Origin of the sequence: Veillonella seminalis (assembly GCF_003992065.1) — a bacterium.
Taxonomy (GTDB): domain Bacteria; phylum Bacillota; class Negativicutes; order Veillonellales; family Veillonellaceae; genus Veillonella_A; species Veillonella_A seminalis.
The window spans coordinates 120,444-134,896 of record NZ_RQUZ01000001.1 but is presented as its reverse complement, the minus strand read 5'-3'; the positions used below and the strand labels follow the sequence as shown (position 1 = coordinate 134,896).

The 14,453-nt window shown below is 44.7% G+C and carries 12 protein-coding genes and 2 tRNA genes; 13 read left to right on the top strand and 1 reads right to left on the bottom strand.

What is annotated here, in order from left to right; all coding sequences use genetic code 11:
- The first annotated feature begins 112 nt into the window (after positions 1-112).
- The 10 genes from EO126_RS00580 to EO126_RS00535 all read left to right on the top strand — a co-directional run bounded on the left by EO126_RS00580 (position 113) and on the right by EO126_RS00535 (position 8,826).
- Positions 113-787, top strand: a complete 675-nt coding sequence (locus EO126_RS00580) for a response regulator transcription factor (protein WP_006555394.1) — start codon at positions 113-115, stop codon at positions 785-787.
- Positions 765-2,165 carry a sensor histidine kinase gene (locus tag EO126_RS00575; protein ID WP_127006965.1) on the top strand — a complete coding sequence of 467 codons (1,401 nt, stop codon included), beginning with the start codon at positions 765-767 and terminating at the stop codon, positions 2,163-2,165. The genes EO126_RS00580 and EO126_RS00575 overlap by 23 nt, the downstream gene beginning before the upstream one ends.
- Positions 2,165-2,920: a hypothetical protein gene (locus EO126_RS00570; RefSeq protein ID WP_127006963.1), complete on the top strand. Its 756-nt coding sequence runs from the start codon at positions 2,165-2,167 to the stop codon at positions 2,918-2,920. The genes EO126_RS00575 and EO126_RS00570 overlap by 1 nt, the downstream gene beginning before the upstream one ends.
- A 494-nt stretch (positions 2,921-3,414) precedes the next feature.
- A complete protein-coding gene (locus EO126_RS00565; RefSeq protein WP_127006961.1) occupies positions 3,415-4,644 on the top strand; it encodes an LL-diaminopimelate aminotransferase in 1,230 nt (409 codons plus the stop codon).
- A gap of 12 nt (positions 4,645-4,656) precedes the next feature.
- On the top strand, positions 4,657-4,995 hold the full coding sequence (gene queD, locus EO126_RS00560) for a 6-carboxytetrahydropterin synthase QueD (protein ID WP_006555390.1): 339 nt from the start codon (positions 4,657-4,659) through the stop codon (positions 4,993-4,995).
- The gene (locus EO126_RS00555; RefSeq protein ID WP_127006959.1) at positions 4,982-5,641 is read left to right on the top strand and encodes a radical SAM protein; all 660 of its coding nucleotides are present in this window, start codon (positions 4,982-4,984) and stop codon (positions 5,639-5,641) included. The genes queD and EO126_RS00555 overlap by 14 nt, the downstream gene beginning before the upstream one ends.
- Positions 5,642-5,734: 93 nt before the next feature.
- Positions 5,735-5,825 (top strand) — tRNA-Ser (locus EO126_RS00550).
- Between the two features lie 221 nt (positions 5,826-6,046).
- Positions 6,047-6,637, top strand: coding sequence for an anthranilate synthase component II (locus EO126_RS00545; protein ID WP_127006957.1), 591 nt, complete (start codon positions 6,047-6,049; stop codon positions 6,635-6,637).
- Entirely contained in the window at positions 6,630-8,099 is a 1,470-nt protein-coding gene (gene pabB, locus EO126_RS00540) for an aminodeoxychorismate synthase component I (RefSeq protein ID WP_225723619.1), read from the top strand. The genes EO126_RS00545 and pabB overlap by 8 nt, the downstream gene beginning before the upstream one ends.
- Positions 8,083-8,826: an aminotransferase class IV gene (locus tag EO126_RS00535; RefSeq protein WP_127006955.1), complete on the top strand. Its 744-nt coding sequence runs from the start codon at positions 8,083-8,085 to the stop codon at positions 8,824-8,826. The genes pabB and EO126_RS00535 overlap by 17 nt, the downstream gene beginning before the upstream one ends.
- Positions 8,827-8,922: 96 nt before the next feature.
- Here EO126_RS00535 and EO126_RS00530 read toward each other — a convergent pair.
- Positions 8,923-9,011, bottom strand: a tRNA-Ser gene (locus EO126_RS00530).
- A 238-nt stretch (positions 9,012-9,249) separates the two neighbouring features.
- Here EO126_RS00530 and EO126_RS00525 point away from each other — a divergent pair.
- The 3 genes from EO126_RS00525 to EO126_RS00515 all read left to right on the top strand — a co-directional run bounded on the left by EO126_RS00525 (position 9,250) and on the right by EO126_RS00515 (position 14,437).
- Entirely contained in the window at positions 9,250-10,671 is a 1,422-nt protein-coding gene (locus tag EO126_RS00525) for a hypothetical protein (RefSeq protein ID WP_127006953.1), read from the top strand.
- Positions 10,672-10,901: 230 nt separating this feature from the next.
- Positions 10,902-12,686, top strand: coding sequence for an ABC transporter ATP-binding protein (locus EO126_RS00520; RefSeq protein ID WP_127006951.1), 1,785 nt, complete (start codon positions 10,902-10,904; stop codon positions 12,684-12,686).
- Positions 12,683-14,437, top strand: coding sequence for an ABC transporter ATP-binding protein (locus EO126_RS00515; protein ID WP_127006949.1), 1,755 nt, complete (start codon positions 12,683-12,685; stop codon positions 14,435-14,437). Before EO126_RS00520 ends, EO126_RS00515 begins: the two co-directional genes overlap by 4 nt.
- Positions 14,438-14,453: the final 16 nt, after the last annotated feature.

The following is a 14,453-nucleotide window of genomic DNA, read 5'->3' as shown; positions in this document are numbered from 1 at the left end:
AATGGTATAATAATTTTAGACATGCTTAATTTGATTAATATTTTTATTTTATAGTCTGTTACACCGAAGAGGTTGTGAAACAGGCTTATTTTTGTAAGACAGGAGCGATTATATGAAAGTTTTACTTGTTGAAGACGAAGAAATGCTAAATAACATCATTGCCAAACGCTTGCGTGTTGAATCCATGACGGTAGACTGCTGCTTTGACGGCGAAACCGCTTTAGATCACATTAACACATCCAGCTACGACGTAGTCGTTATGGACGTAATGATTCCTAAAATGGACGGTTTTACCGTTGTACAACATTTACGCCAAGAAGGCAATAAAACACCGGTATTATTCTTAACCGCTAAAGACACCTTACAAGATAAAGTAAAAGGTCTTAACCACGGTGGCGATGATTATCTTGTAAAACCTTTCGAATTCGAAGAATTGATTGCCCGTATCTACGCTTTATCCCGTCGCAGTTACAACCATGCTCACAACGATTTGGAAGCAGGTCCTTTAACCATCAACAGTCAAAGCCGTACCGCTACCTTGCATGGTCAGGAATTAGTTCTTACCGCTAAAGAATTTGACTTATTATATTATTTAGCCAGCAATGTAAACATCGTATTGTCCCGTCAGCAGATTCTCGACCATGTTTGGGAATATGACTACGAAAGTTATTCCAACTTAATAGATGTATATATTAAAGACTTACGTAAAAAATTGGATGTAGCCAACGAAGCCAAATTAATTCACACAGTTCGAGGTGTGGGCTATGTTTTCAAAGTGGAAGAATAAATTCAAAACCGATGGTCATTGGGTAACCCCCTTCAGCCGTTTACCCTTGACCCTTAAGATTACCGGTTGGTATTCCATCTTTCTCTTATTGATGTTACTCATGTTGTCCGTATTCATCTTGCAGTTCACCCAGTTATGGGAAACTTCAGAAATGCGCAGCACCTTACAATCGAGAGTTATTAATACCGCCGACAATCTTACCCGATTCCGTCCGTTCCAAGAAGGTGTATTCACCGTCCTTTATACAGATAACGGGGTCGCGGTTAAAGGGGCCATTCCTGACAGATTTCCACCGGAAAGCATAATTTCTCCCCACCACATTCAAGAAGTAACTGTTAAGAACACTACATTTTATTATTATGACGCTCCGGTTGCCGACCCGGCCTTCCACGGTTGGGTTCGTGGCGTAATGCCTGCAACCACGGCCAGTCGGGCAGCCAACATAATGTTGCTATCCTTAATTCTGGGCGGCGTTATATTCCTGGTCATCGGCACCAGCGGCGGGTATTGGATTATTAAGCGAGGTCTCGGCCCGATTCGCAATATGACACAAACCGCTGCAGCCATCGGCCAGGAACGAGACTTATCACAGCGTATCGAACAACTTGTAGACAGCCATGACGAAATCTCGGCTCTGTCAAAAACATTTAACACCATGTTGGATAGTTTGGAAAATTCCTCACAGCGTGAGAAACAGTTCAGTTCCGACGTATCTCATGAGCTACGTACACCGATTGCCGTTATTCAGGCAGAAAGTGACTACGGTCGTGCTTATATCGACAATATCGACGAAGCCAAAGAAAGCTTTGAACATATTTTCCAGCAGAGCCGATTTATGACAGCCATGGTTACTCAACTTTTGGACATTGCCCGCTTGGATAATATGGACAGCATTCAAAAAAATCCGCTCAGCATAAGCCAAATGATGCAAGAAGTTGTAGACAGTTACCAACGTATTTGCAAAGAGAGAAATATTACCCTTTCCGCATCCATTGAACCTAACCTTTCCATGGTCGGCAATCTGCCGTTTTTAAAACGAGCCGTAGGCAACTTGATTGATAACGCCATAAAATTCACTAAAGATACTATCTCAATTCAGGTCGTAAAACTAAACAATACCATTCGTATTACCATTAAAGATAACGGCGATGGGATTAATCAAGACGACCTTGATAAAATTTGGAATCGCATGTATCAGGTTGATCAGGCTCGTACCAAAAAATCCAATCAAGGTTTGGGATTAGGTCTTTATTTTGTAAAAAATGTCATTAATTTGCACAAGGCAAAAGCTTATGCTATTAGTGACCCCCATGTAGCAACAAGCTTTATTTTAGAATTTCCTATTATAACTGATGAAGCCCTTGGAGAGGAAATATAATGAAACCATTCCTGCGACCATCTGCGGTTGAAGTAAATGCTTCGGAACCGCCCCGACGATCGCTACGCCGTATAATATTGTTATTTGTCACCGCTTTTGTCATAGGCGGCTGTGTATATGCCATTCACGACTATATAGCACAGCAAGAAGCTAATCGAGTAAATGCAGCCCGCACTGAAATGATTAAAGCTCAAGCTAAAGCCAACAACTTAACAGTCTTAAGCGAAGATAGAATCAAAGAATTAACGTCTATCAACACCGGCGTACCACTCAATGAATTAACATTTAAACAGCTCACCTTAATCACCTTTGATGATTTGCCGTTCCCGCCGGGAGCTCCGATGGGACAAGACATGATGCCTAATGACAAAAATCCGGGACCGCAAGCTAACGGTCCAACTAATAGCCAAGCTCAGACTAATGACGTTGCCAATAATCACCCTAATCTTAATTTACCGACCACCGCGGAAAACAGTAATGTAGCATCATTGCCACCCCTAAGAGTGCCGCCGCCAACACCGCCGGTAAACGGGGAAAAGCAACTTATCGAGCCGGATGAGAACAATACCGATCATTTCCATCCGCCAATCGACGAATTAGCCAAAGGTGTACAGGTTAATGATTTCACACGCACTCCGCCGAAAGAATTCTTGAAGCATCCGCTGTATAAAATTATAGCTACGCGTGCCGGCCTGACTTATGAGTTAATTATTGACGGGGTTAATGGACATATAATAAAATCTATTGTCCACTAAGATTCTAGGATTATTTAGAACCGCATATACTATATGTTTTACCACTAATTATAGATATTAATTTTAGTGCGAAAATTTTATCAAAAAAAGTCATTAAAACACAAAAACGTTCATTTTGTGTTCATATTGATGGCTTATAGTTATATCATCAAATGAATGGTAATTTCGATACCCCATTCGAATTACCTCTATCATTGATTACAGGGAACTATATTGATACTGAACCCTCCCTGTTCAGCCAATATAGGTGATCAAGATTTCATTTGATTAACACTAACACTCCCCTTACAAAGAAAACAGGAATCCCTCCCCGGATTCCTGTTTTTCTTTATTTTTAGATGTCTTAGCCAATTATTACGAACTCTTTACAGTCCGCAATTTGCCAGAGACCGCTTTTATATAGTAAAATGTTACTATTAAATTTATATTTTTCTATATAATATAGATTTTATAAATTTCAAGACTAGTTGTACCCAAACTTCAAGGAGGTTATCATGACCCTAATTAATGAAAATTATGCCAATCTACAAAGTTCCTATTTATTTGCTAATATTGCTCGCAAAGTGGCAGAATTTCAAAAAACGCATCCGGATGCCGATATTATTCGTTTAGGCATCGGTGACGTTACCCAACCCTTAGCTCCGGCAGTAATTGAAGCTATGCATAAAGCGGTTGACGAAATGGGGCATGCCGAAACCTTCCGCGGCTACGGTCCGGAACAGGGCTATGAATTTTTACGCCAAGCTGTTGTAGACCATGATTACAAACCACTAAATATCAATCTCGACATTGACGAAGTTTTTATCTCCGACGGTGCCAAATCCGATGTAGGTAATATTCAGGAGTTGTTCAGTGCCGATAATATAATCGCCATCACCGATCCGGTGTATCCGGTGTATCTCGACAGCAATGTTATGGGCGGTCGTTCCGGTAAATTTAAAGGCGACCGTTTTGAAAACATCGTTTACTTACCGACCAATGCGGAAAATAACTTTTCCCCTGAATTCCCGGACCGTCGCGTAGATATCGTCTACCTCTGCTGCCCGAATAATCCGACCGGTACCGTGTTGAGCCGCAAACGTCTCAAAGAGTGGGTTGACTGGTGCAAAGCCAATGAAACGGTGCTTATGTTTGACTCCGCTTACGAAGCCTTCATCAGCAGCGAAGACACGGTTCACAGCATTTACGAAATCGAAGGGGCTCGTGAAGTAGCCATTGAATTCCGTTCCTTCTCAAAAACAGCAGGTTTTACCGGCACCCGATGTGCCTATACAGTGGTACCGAAGGAATTAACGGTCAATACCGCAGATGGCCAAAAACAGGCCTTAAATCCTATGTGGAACCGTCGCCAATGCACCAAATTCAACGGTGTTCCTTACATTATTCAGCGTGCTGCCGAAGCGGTTTATTCTGAAGACGGCCATCGTCAAACGCGCGAAGCTATTGCGTACTACAAAGAAAATGCCCGCATCATCCGCGAAGGCCTTACCGCTATCGGTCTTACCGTATTCGGCGGTGTTGATGCACCTTACATTTGGCTTAAAGTGCCGGCCGGTATGACAAGCTGGGATTTTTTCGACCTGTTATTGGAAAAAGTAAATATCGTAAGCACCCCGGGTGCCGGTTTCGGCCCATGCGGCGAAGGTTACTTACGTCTCACCTCCTTCGGCAGTCGTGAAAACACGTTGCGTGCCATTGAGCGAATTAAAACATTAAAATTTTAAAGTGAGGTATACATGTTTACAGTAGTAAAAAAACTAGAAATCAGCGCCTCTCATCAGCTGAAATTGACCTACAAGAGCAAGTGTCAAAACTTGCACGGTCACAACTGGATTGTGCATATTCATGCACGCTCCGCCGAGCTTGACGAGAACGGTATGGTTATCGACTTCGGTCACATCAAAGAAGCCATTCACGGTCGTCTCGACCACAAACACGTGAACGATATTATGGGTGACATCAATCCCACTGCCGAAAACATGGCAAAATGGATTGCCGACCAATTAGGTGAAAAATGTTTCAAAGTTGTTGTACAGGAATCGGAAGGGAATGTAGCCATTTATGAACGTGATTGAGCGTTTCAGTTCCATCGAAGGTGAAGGCACACGCCAAGGTTTCCCCTGCTCTTTTTTACGACTTTATGACTGTAATTTACGATGCGTCTACTGTGACACAACGTACAGTTACGGTGATGAAGTAGACTTTGAAATCCAGTCTGTAGAAGAAGTAGCGGATGCTTTAAAAGAAATGGGCAACCGCTACATAACCATCACGGGCGGCGAACCTTTATTACAGGCCGCCGAAGTAGAGCAGCTCATCGATATTTTGAGCCGTGAAACAACACCGTTCGGCCCTTATGAATTCAACATCGAAACGAATGGCAGTATTATCGCTCCCTTCCAACGGGATAATGTGTTCTATACCTATGATTACAAATGTCCCGATTCGAGTGCCGAAGAGTCTATGCATCCTCACCTGTGCGAAGCTTTAACCGACAAAGACGTGTTAAAATTTGTAGTCAGCTCCTTCGGTGATTTGCAGCGTATGAAAGAAATAGTACTTACCAAACAACCAAAAGGCCACATCTTCGTGTCCCCGGTTTTCGGCAAAATCGCCCCGAAGGAAATTGTAGATTATTTGCTCACCAATAACTTGCAGCAAATCCGCATCCAACTCCAAATACATAAGTTTATCTGGGATCCCGATGCCAAAGGTGTTTAAGTGCCTTTTACTTAAATAAAATTTACAACTAATATTTACAAAATCTTGACAAGTGCCTTCTACTAATGATATGATATTTTAGTAATTAGATATGGAGGATTACTCAAGAGGCTGAAGAGGACGGTTTGCTAAATCGTTAGGGCGGGTTACCGTCGCTAGGGTTCGAATCCCTAATCCTCCGCCAGTTAGATTACAACCCCAAAGAGCCTGGTTTTACTGGATTCTTTGGGGATTTTTTCTATCCAAAACGTTAGATAAAAACTTAAATTATGCTATACTAATAACAAGAGAATTTCTCCCATCGTGAGGAATCTTCCTCACATACAGTTTACGGACCTTTAAGGATAACGACTGTGCAGTTTTTTTGCTGCCATCGTTATCCTTTTTTTCATATAAGGAGGTATTATGTATCTCATCGTCGATAATTACGATTCCTTCACCTATAATCTGGCCAACTTGGTTGCCGAAACAGGACGCGACGTTATGGTTCGTCCCTGCGATACCATCAGCCTCGATGAAATTGCCGCTATGAAGCCCGAAGGCCTCATCATCTCACCCGGTCCCAAAGGACCGGCCGATGCCAAAGAGTCTTTGGCCATTGTTCGTGAATTTAAAGAGACTCTGCCTATTCTCGGCGTCTGCCTCGGCATGCAAATCATGGCCCACGACGCCGGCGCGTCCGTGATTCGCGGTGAAAAGCCGATGCACGGTAAGATAACGCCAATTCATCACGAAGGGCAGGGCTTATTCAAAGATCTGCCCAAAACTTTTGCGGTGACTCGCTATCATTCACTTGTCATCAAAAAGAGCACTTTGCCACCTCACTATCAGGTAGATGCCGTCAGCGACGATGGTGCCGTCATGGCTATGTCACATCAAACATTACCGCTCTTCGGATTGCAGTTTCACCCCGAAGCCTTACTATCCGAGTACGGCTCTGATTTAATCCAAGCCTTTTGTCGTCACGCCGAAGAAGGAGTCCGTGTCCATGACTGAAACCATGATTAAAACTACTGATGCTATAGCAGCAACAATGTCCAAATCTACGGTTATTACTATAACTGAAACAATATCTGAACCTTGCGTTCGCCGTTCTACTTTGCCTTATACGGCCGCTGAAATTTTTGCTCTTTTTGCGGAAGAACAGAATGCAGCCTTTCTCGACTCTTCCTTAGAAAACAACCTCGGTCAATATTCCATCATCGGGCTCGTGCCCTATCATGAGGTGAATGTCGAAAAAGGACGTCTCTACGTGAATGGTCAATACCATCCGGAAAAACCTGAAACTTATCTTAAAACCTATTTACAGAATCATCAACGAAAAAACGATACGAATCTGCCTTTGACAGACGGGGCCATCGGCTATGTTACCTATGACTACGGCATGGTGGAAACGGGCCTTACCTCGCGTCACGAAACGAAAATCATCATGCCCGATATGAAGTGGATTTTCTACGATTTCTTTATCATTGAAGATTTAAAAGAGCACACCCTTTGGTTCATTGCAAACGGACATACTGAACCTGCTCCCATTCTTTTGAAAAAAATGGAGGACCTTATCGCTCAAAGAATGGCGAACTTTCAAGCACCGGCATTAACAGAAACTTATCTGCTCACGATTCGCCCGGACTGCACGCCTGATGAGTATACCTCGGCACTTCAGAAATTAATAGCCTATCTTATAGCCGGCGATGTTTACGTTACCAATTTTACCGGTACCTTGACTGTCGACTGTGCCTGCCCCGCTTACACCTTCTTCAGCCGTCTGCGCCGAGACAATCCGTCACCATTCGGAGCTTACCTGCAGTACGGATTCTATCAAATCATCAGTGCCTCCATGGAACGCCTGCTCCGTATCGACAATCGGCACATTGAAACAAGGCCTATCAAAGGGACGCGTCGTCGTGGTAAGACGCCTGCCGAAGATGCAGCTCTTCGTGCTGAATTGGCAGCATCGCAAAAAGACCGCAGCGAATTGTTGATGATTGTTGATCTTGAACGAAATGACCTTAATAAAATCTGTGAGCCCGGCAGTGTCGCCGTTCCTAACCTCTTTTCAGTAGAGGATTACGCCTCAGTCTTCCACCTGGTGTCCGCTGTAACCGGCACGCTCCGTCCGGAACAAACGGCCATAGACGCACTGACGGCGCTCTTCCCCGGCGGTTCCATTACCGGGGCCCCAAAACAGCGCGCCATGGAAATCATCGACGAACTGGAATCGAGCCGTCGCCAGCTCTATACAGGCACCATCGGTTATTTATCGCTGGACGGTAACTGTGATTTCAACATCGTCATCCGCACCGCTGTCCACCAAGATAACAAATACTATATCGGCCTCGGTGGCGGTATTACCGCCGAATCCGACCGAAACTTTGAATACGAAGAAATTTGGCAAAAGGCTAAAGCCTTGCTCACCGCATTGAAAGGAGACATTTTTGACTATGAACCTTACCTTTGATGACGGCTATCAATTTGGCCTCGGTGCCTTTGAAACTTTGGCCCTCGTAAACGGTCAGCCTATCTGGTTAGAAGCCCATGAAGCCAGAATGCGGCAAACGCTTGATTGGCTTGGTATCACACTGCCGGCTGACTGGAAAAACCGTTTTCAAACCTATATAGACCGGAATGGTGAGGGCATGGGCGTTGTCAAAATCTTGGCATCCGCTAACAATCTAAGCTTCACCGCCCGCCCCAATCCCTATGAAACTTTAGAGTCAAGACCGAGCTTCGTCCTGGGCTTATCCGACATTCGCCGTAACGAGTCTTCACCCTTTGTCCGTCATAAGACCTTTAATTACGGCGACTCCATCTTAGCCAAACGACAAGCTGCTAAGAACGGCATCGATGAACCGATTTTTTGCAACAGCCGTGGTGAACTGACCGAAGGGGCCGTGAGTAATCTGTTCTTTATAAAAAACGGGCAGCTTTATACGCCGCCCATCGAAGCCGGACTCTTACCGGGTGTTATCCGCGCCTACCTCTGTCATCGCTATAATGTTGTCGAAAAACCAATTATACCTAATGAAATCGACACCTTCGATGAGTGCTTTATTACTAATTCTCTCATGGGCATCATGCCGGTTCTCAAGTTTGGGACTCACGAATTTCCTGTTTCAGAAAATACCAAAACAGAAGAATTTTTCCAAAACTACCTAAAAGACAGACTCCGTCCTTTTCCGACTTAAATTAAATCAGCCCTCAAATAAACTCCAAATAAACACGGAAAGTAGAAAATACTAATAAAAAAGCGACTTTTCATTACGAAAAGTCGCTTTTTAGCATGGCGGAGAGGGTGGGATTCGAACCCACGGCCCCTTGCGGAGTCACTGGTTTTCAAGACCAGCTCCTTAAACCACTCGGACACCTCTCCAAATTAAACTATTACCTTAATATATTACCGTGTTTTGTCCAACAAATCAAGCCCTTAGCCAAACTTTCCTCCGAAAAGCTCCGTAAATCACAGTCTCTATCCGGCTATACAGCCGACTTCATCAAACTTTCTTTTGTACTCACTCACCCACTACGTTATAATGAACATAGTGTCTCGCGAAATAACTTGCGAGATTAATACAAATAATATACAGCCACTCAAACTATAAAGGAGTACCATGAAACATTTAAATAGAAACAAATCCCGTAAATCCACTAAACGCATCACATTAACGGCCATAATGACCGTTACTTTGGCGTTTTCCGCATCAGCCTATCCGGTTAGCACCGCACACGCGGCCGATCCGCTTAGTGCTTATATCGCCGCAAAAATCATCCCGTCCTTCTCGTTACCGTCACTCAACCCGATTAAAGCGGCCGGTCAACTGCTCGGACTTGTAAGTGATTCCGACGATGCGGTGAAAAAAGGCAAAAAAGTAGACAGCAACTATAAGTTTAAAGCCACTAAAACAGCCAACGGTAATCAGACTTTTAAAAAGTCCCTCAGCAACAATCAGAATAACCAAAATGTAATCTTGGTTCAGAAAACCGGCAAAGCAAAGTTGAAAAAAGCCGAACTCATCAAAACCGGTAATAGCGACAGCGAAGGTCTCAGCCTTTGGCGCGGTCAAAACGCGGCTCTCTTAGTCGCACCTTACAGTGAAGCAACGATTGAAAGCAGCACGATTACCACCACCGGCGATGGTGCGTCAGGCGTAGTCGGCAGCGGCAAAAAGGTAAAAATCACCGCCAAAGATTTAACGGTTCACACAAATAACCGTGTCTCCCAAGGTATCGGTGCCGCTTACGGTGCCGAAATCAACTTAAAACAAAGTAGTATCAGTACCTACGGCTTCCAAAGTCCGGCCATTGCCACGGCTACGAAGACTAACAGCATTCTCACCGCGGATAATGTAACGTTACGCACCTATGGCAAAAACAGCCCCCTCATCAGCTCTACCGGCACGATGAAGTTAAATGCTGTTAACGGCGAAGCTACGAACGGAACCTTAGGACTTTTGGAAGGTAATACGGATGTAACCTTCACTAATTCCCAATTAAAAGCAGCCAATGGTTTTTACCTATATCAGACAGATTTAGGCACAGCTGAAAAAGGTACTTCGAAGCTAACCATCAATCAAAGCCAAATTACGGAAACCGGCACAGCACCACTTTTCATCGTTATCGGTACTAAAGCACAGCTAAAGTTGCAAGGTAATACAATTAATAAATCCAGCAATGCCCCACTCATGCAGGTTCTATCCGGTGCGGGCGATTCATCCGACCTAACCTTTGCACCGGCGGCTATCAACAATACAGGAAACACTAACAGCCAAGTGAAACTGCAGGCTAACCAACAAGCCATTAACGGCGATATCTTAGCCGACCGCGGCAGTAAATTAGATATTAAGCTTGCACAAAACTCGACTTTCACCGGTGCCATTAATCCAAATAACAGTGCCAAACAGTCCTCGCTCAGTCTTAGCAAGGACTCGGTTTGGAATGTAACCGGCGACTCGTATTTAACCGAACTCAACAATGACGATGCAACGAATAGCAATATTCATACCAATGGTCATACGGTGAAAATATTGAAATAACCGTCATGAATCCGGTGGCATAGAACCAAAAATTACACATCATCCCGAATCAGTTCATCTCGAATCAGTGTCCTAACTCATCGGATAACCCCTTATTGTTAGATTTTAAACCTAACAGTAAGGGGTTTTTCATACAATAAATTTCGTATGACGTATCAAAATAAAATAACGACATATCACTAATTGTGATACAATAGAGATATATAGTATATTGAAAAGGAACGATATATATGAAATTTATCTCAACATATTTAAGCCCCGTAAAATGGGCTTTTTTAAGCGCCAGCCTGCTCTCCTTGATTCATGTAGTCAGTGCGCTCACTGTACCGACCTTAACGGCCAGTATCATTAACGAAGGCGTTTTGCACGGCGACTTGGACGCCATCAGCCGGCTCAGCATTGCCATGCTCGCAGCCTCTTTGGTGACCGTTATCGGCTCTTTAAGTGCTGTATATCTGGCCTCCCATATTGCATCACGCGTAAGTCTCAACATGCGCCAACAACTCGTACAGGCGTTACAGGACTTCTCTTTGTCGGATTTTTCAAAATACGGCACCGGCACATTGCTCATGCGTGCCACTCGTGACGTTGAAAAAATCCAGTCCGTCCTCTCCGAAGGCATCAATATGATTCTCCCTATGCCGCTCATGATTATAGTCGGCCTGGGGCTTACTTTTTACAAAAGTTTTGAAATGGGGCTTATCATCTTAAGTCTCATGGTCATCATGGTAATGCTCATGGTTATGATTCAAAAACGAGCCCTCTCTATAGTTATGGCAGTTCAGCAACAACTGGATAAGCTCACCGACCTCGTGCGCGACCATATTATCGGCATGTCCGTTATTCGTGCGTTTAATCGTACTGACGATGAAAAAGCCGCTGAAATCAGCATGTTCTCCAATTTATCCGCCAAAGAAACTAAATTGGCACGTACCTACGCCATCGGTTTGCCGAGTATCCTCATCATCTTTAACATGAGTACGGTAGTTATCCTCTGGCTCGGCGGTTATCAGATTGACTCCGGCGTGCTCCAAATCGGTGATATTATGGCCATCATCGAATACGCCACCCTTATTTTGATGAACCTCATTATGGCCGTGTTCGTGCTTCTCGATGTGCCGGAAGCCATTATCTGCTATCGCCGTATTCGGGAATTATTGGTTCATTCTGAAAACCCAACCGATACTTCTAAGCTAAATATAGCGGCTGAAAATTCCGTTTCACATGAACCGGTTGCCAGCTCCAACCATGTACCGCTGTTAGAATTCCGCAACGTTACCTTCCGTTATGACGACGCGGAAGAAGCGGCGTTAAAAGACATTTCCTTCACCCTCAACGCCGGCGAAACGCTGGCTATTATGGGCGATATCGGTTCCGGTAAGAGTACCTTGGCAAAACTCATTTTGGGCCTATATCCCATCGAGTCCGGCGATATTCTTTTCAACGGTCAGTCAATTTTTAGCCAACCTATTGAAGCTGTTCGTTCACAAATCGGCTATGTACCGCAAACGGCCTATCTTTTCACCGGTACCATCGCCATGAATTTAGAATTCGGCAAAAGCCAATTATCCGATGCATCGCTGACACGTGAAGATCTGGAAGAAGCAGCTAAATTAGCGGGTGCCCATGAATTTATCAGTCGCTTCGAAGACGGTTACGTTCATGAACTGGCACAGGGCGGCACCAACCTGTCCGGCGGACAACGTCAACGTTTAGCTATGGCTCGAGCCTTAGTGCGCAAGCCGCGTCTCTTAATTTTTGACGATAGTTTTTCTGCCTTGGACGGCATTACGGAACAGCAAGTGCGTAAAGCGGTAGCCCTGGAAATCAGCCAAACAGAACCGGACGGCCGTGCTTTCATATCCATTGAACAGAAAGTCAGCGCCGCTCAAAAAGCGGATAAAATCCTAGTCATCAATCAAGGTGAATCGGCCGGTGTGGGCACGCATGAGGAACTGTTAGCCCACTGCCCTATTTATCAACAGATCGTAACATCACAGGAGGTGGCACTATGAAACTAGTCAAACGATTCCTCCTGGATTCACGCAGTCAGTGGTGGCGCCTCGGTTTTCTAACCATAGCCCTCATCTTGGCGGCCAGCTTTGAAATCATCGCGCCGCGCCTGTTGGGTCAGATTGTGGATGCCATCGTCCATGGTCTGGAAGAACATCGAGAAATTAATGCAATTCTAGATGGCACCACCGATACGGTTGTACTCCTTATTATTTTCTACTCTTGCCATGCTGTATTTACCTATGTAAGCGAGTTCATCATCGCCGGCAGTGCACAACACATGGTATTGGCTTTACGCAGTCGTGTAAGTCATCAGATTCACCATTTACCAATGTCCTATTTCAATCAACATAATCGTGGCGATATGCTGAGCCGTCTCACCAGTGACCTTGACTCTGTCGGGGAAACGCTCCGAGAAGGCATTCCGGGCCTCATTTCTTCCTTTATCGGCATCGTCGGTGCCGTAGCCATGATGCTTTGGATCAGCCCGAGTCTGGCACTCATAATTCTTGGCGTAATTATCGTCGGCGTTTTCGGTTTAACCTTTACATCTAAAAAAGCCCGCGCCATCTACCTGCGCAATCAGCAGGCTTTAGGTGCCGTAAATGGTGGGATTGAAGAGTTGATCTCCGGTAAGCAAATCATTCAGTCTTTCGGTTTTGAAAAAGTCTCCACTGACCATATGACGGACTTGAACACGCAACTTTTCACGCGCGAACGACAATCCGGCTTTATGGGCCAACTTATCATGCCGTTAGTTAACTTCATCAACCAAATCGGCTATGTACTCGTTGCTATTCAGGGTGGTCTTCTCGTTTTGCGCGGTCAAATTACCCTCGGTGATATTCAGGCCTTCTTCCTCTATGTAACTCAGGTATCCGACCCAATTTCCCGAAGCTCCTACATTTTAACAAAATTCCAGGAAACTCATGCTGCCTTGGGCCGTATTTATGAGATTCTGGACGCACCCATGGAAGATGACTCGGGAAAAGGCGAACTTTCGACCGCATCAAACGGCAATGCCATTGAATTTAAGCATGTAAACTTCGGTTATAGCGAAGATAAACCGCTCATGACAGATGTTAATTTTGAAATTCCGAGCGGTCACGTTGTAGCCATTGTCGGTCCGACAGGTGCCGGCAAAACCACGATTATTAACCTGCTCATGCGTTTTTACGAAATTTCCGGCGGTACCATTACGGTTCACGGCACGGACATTCGTGAATTAAGCCGCGAGACCTTACATCGCCAAATCGGCATGGTATTGCAGGATACTTGGATTTTCACAGGGACGATTGCGGAAAATATTGCCTACGGCAAACCGAATGCAACACGTGAAGAAATCATCCATGTTGCCAAACTGGCCATGGCTGACCATTTTATCCGCACCTTACCGCATGGCTACGATACGGTATTAAAAAACGGTGCCGATGACCTGTCACAAGGTCAACGCCAGCTACTAACCATCGCTCGTGCCTTCTTGGTTAACCCGAGCATTTTAGTGCTCGATGAAGCCACCGCAAATGTTGATACGCGTACGGAAGTGGAAGTACAGAAAGCTATGAATCAGCTCTTAAAAGGACGTACCGGCATCGTAATTGCTCATCGCTTATCTACCATTCGCGATGCCGATTTATTGCTCGTCGTGAATAACGGTCAGATTGTTGAACAAGGTACCCATCATGAACTCTTGGCTAAAGGTGGTTATTACAAGGAGTTGTATGAAAACTATGCCAAGGGGATGGCGGTGTAAGCTTGTTCATAGACTT

Coding starts and splice junctions, on each gene's coding strand:
- EO126_RS00580 (WP_006555394.1), top strand. CDS start 113: ATGAAAGTTTTACTTGTTGAAGACGAAGAAATGCTAAATAACATCATT.
- EO126_RS00575 (WP_127006965.1), top strand. CDS start 765: ATGTTTTCAAAGTGGAAGAATAAATTCAAAACCGATGGTCATTGGGTA.
- EO126_RS00570 (WP_127006963.1), top strand. CDS start 2,165: ATGAAACCATTCCTGCGACCATCTGCGGTTGAAGTAAATGCTTCGGAA.
- EO126_RS00565 (WP_127006961.1), top strand. CDS start 3,415: ATGACCCTAATTAATGAAAATTATGCCAATCTACAAAGTTCCTATTTA.
- queD (WP_006555390.1), top strand. CDS start 4,657: ATGTTTACAGTAGTAAAAAAACTAGAAATCAGCGCCTCTCATCAGCTG.
- EO126_RS00555 (WP_127006959.1), top strand. CDS start 4,982: ATGAACGTGATTGAGCGTTTCAGTTCCATCGAAGGTGAAGGCACACGC.
- EO126_RS00545 (WP_127006957.1), top strand. CDS start 6,047: ATGTATCTCATCGTCGATAATTACGATTCCTTCACCTATAATCTGGCC.
- pabB (WP_225723619.1), top strand. CDS start 6,630: ATGACTGAAACCATGATTAAAACTACTGATGCTATAGCAGCAACAATG.
- EO126_RS00535 (WP_127006955.1), top strand. CDS start 8,083: ATGAACCTTACCTTTGATGACGGCTATCAATTTGGCCTCGGTGCCTTT.
- EO126_RS00525 (WP_127006953.1), top strand. CDS start 9,250: ATGAAACATTTAAATAGAAACAAATCCCGTAAATCCACTAAACGCATC.
- EO126_RS00520 (WP_127006951.1), top strand. CDS start 10,902: ATGAAATTTATCTCAACATATTTAAGCCCCGTAAAATGGGCTTTTTTA.
- EO126_RS00515 (WP_127006949.1), top strand. CDS start 12,683: ATGAAACTAGTCAAACGATTCCTCCTGGATTCACGCAGTCAGTGGTGG.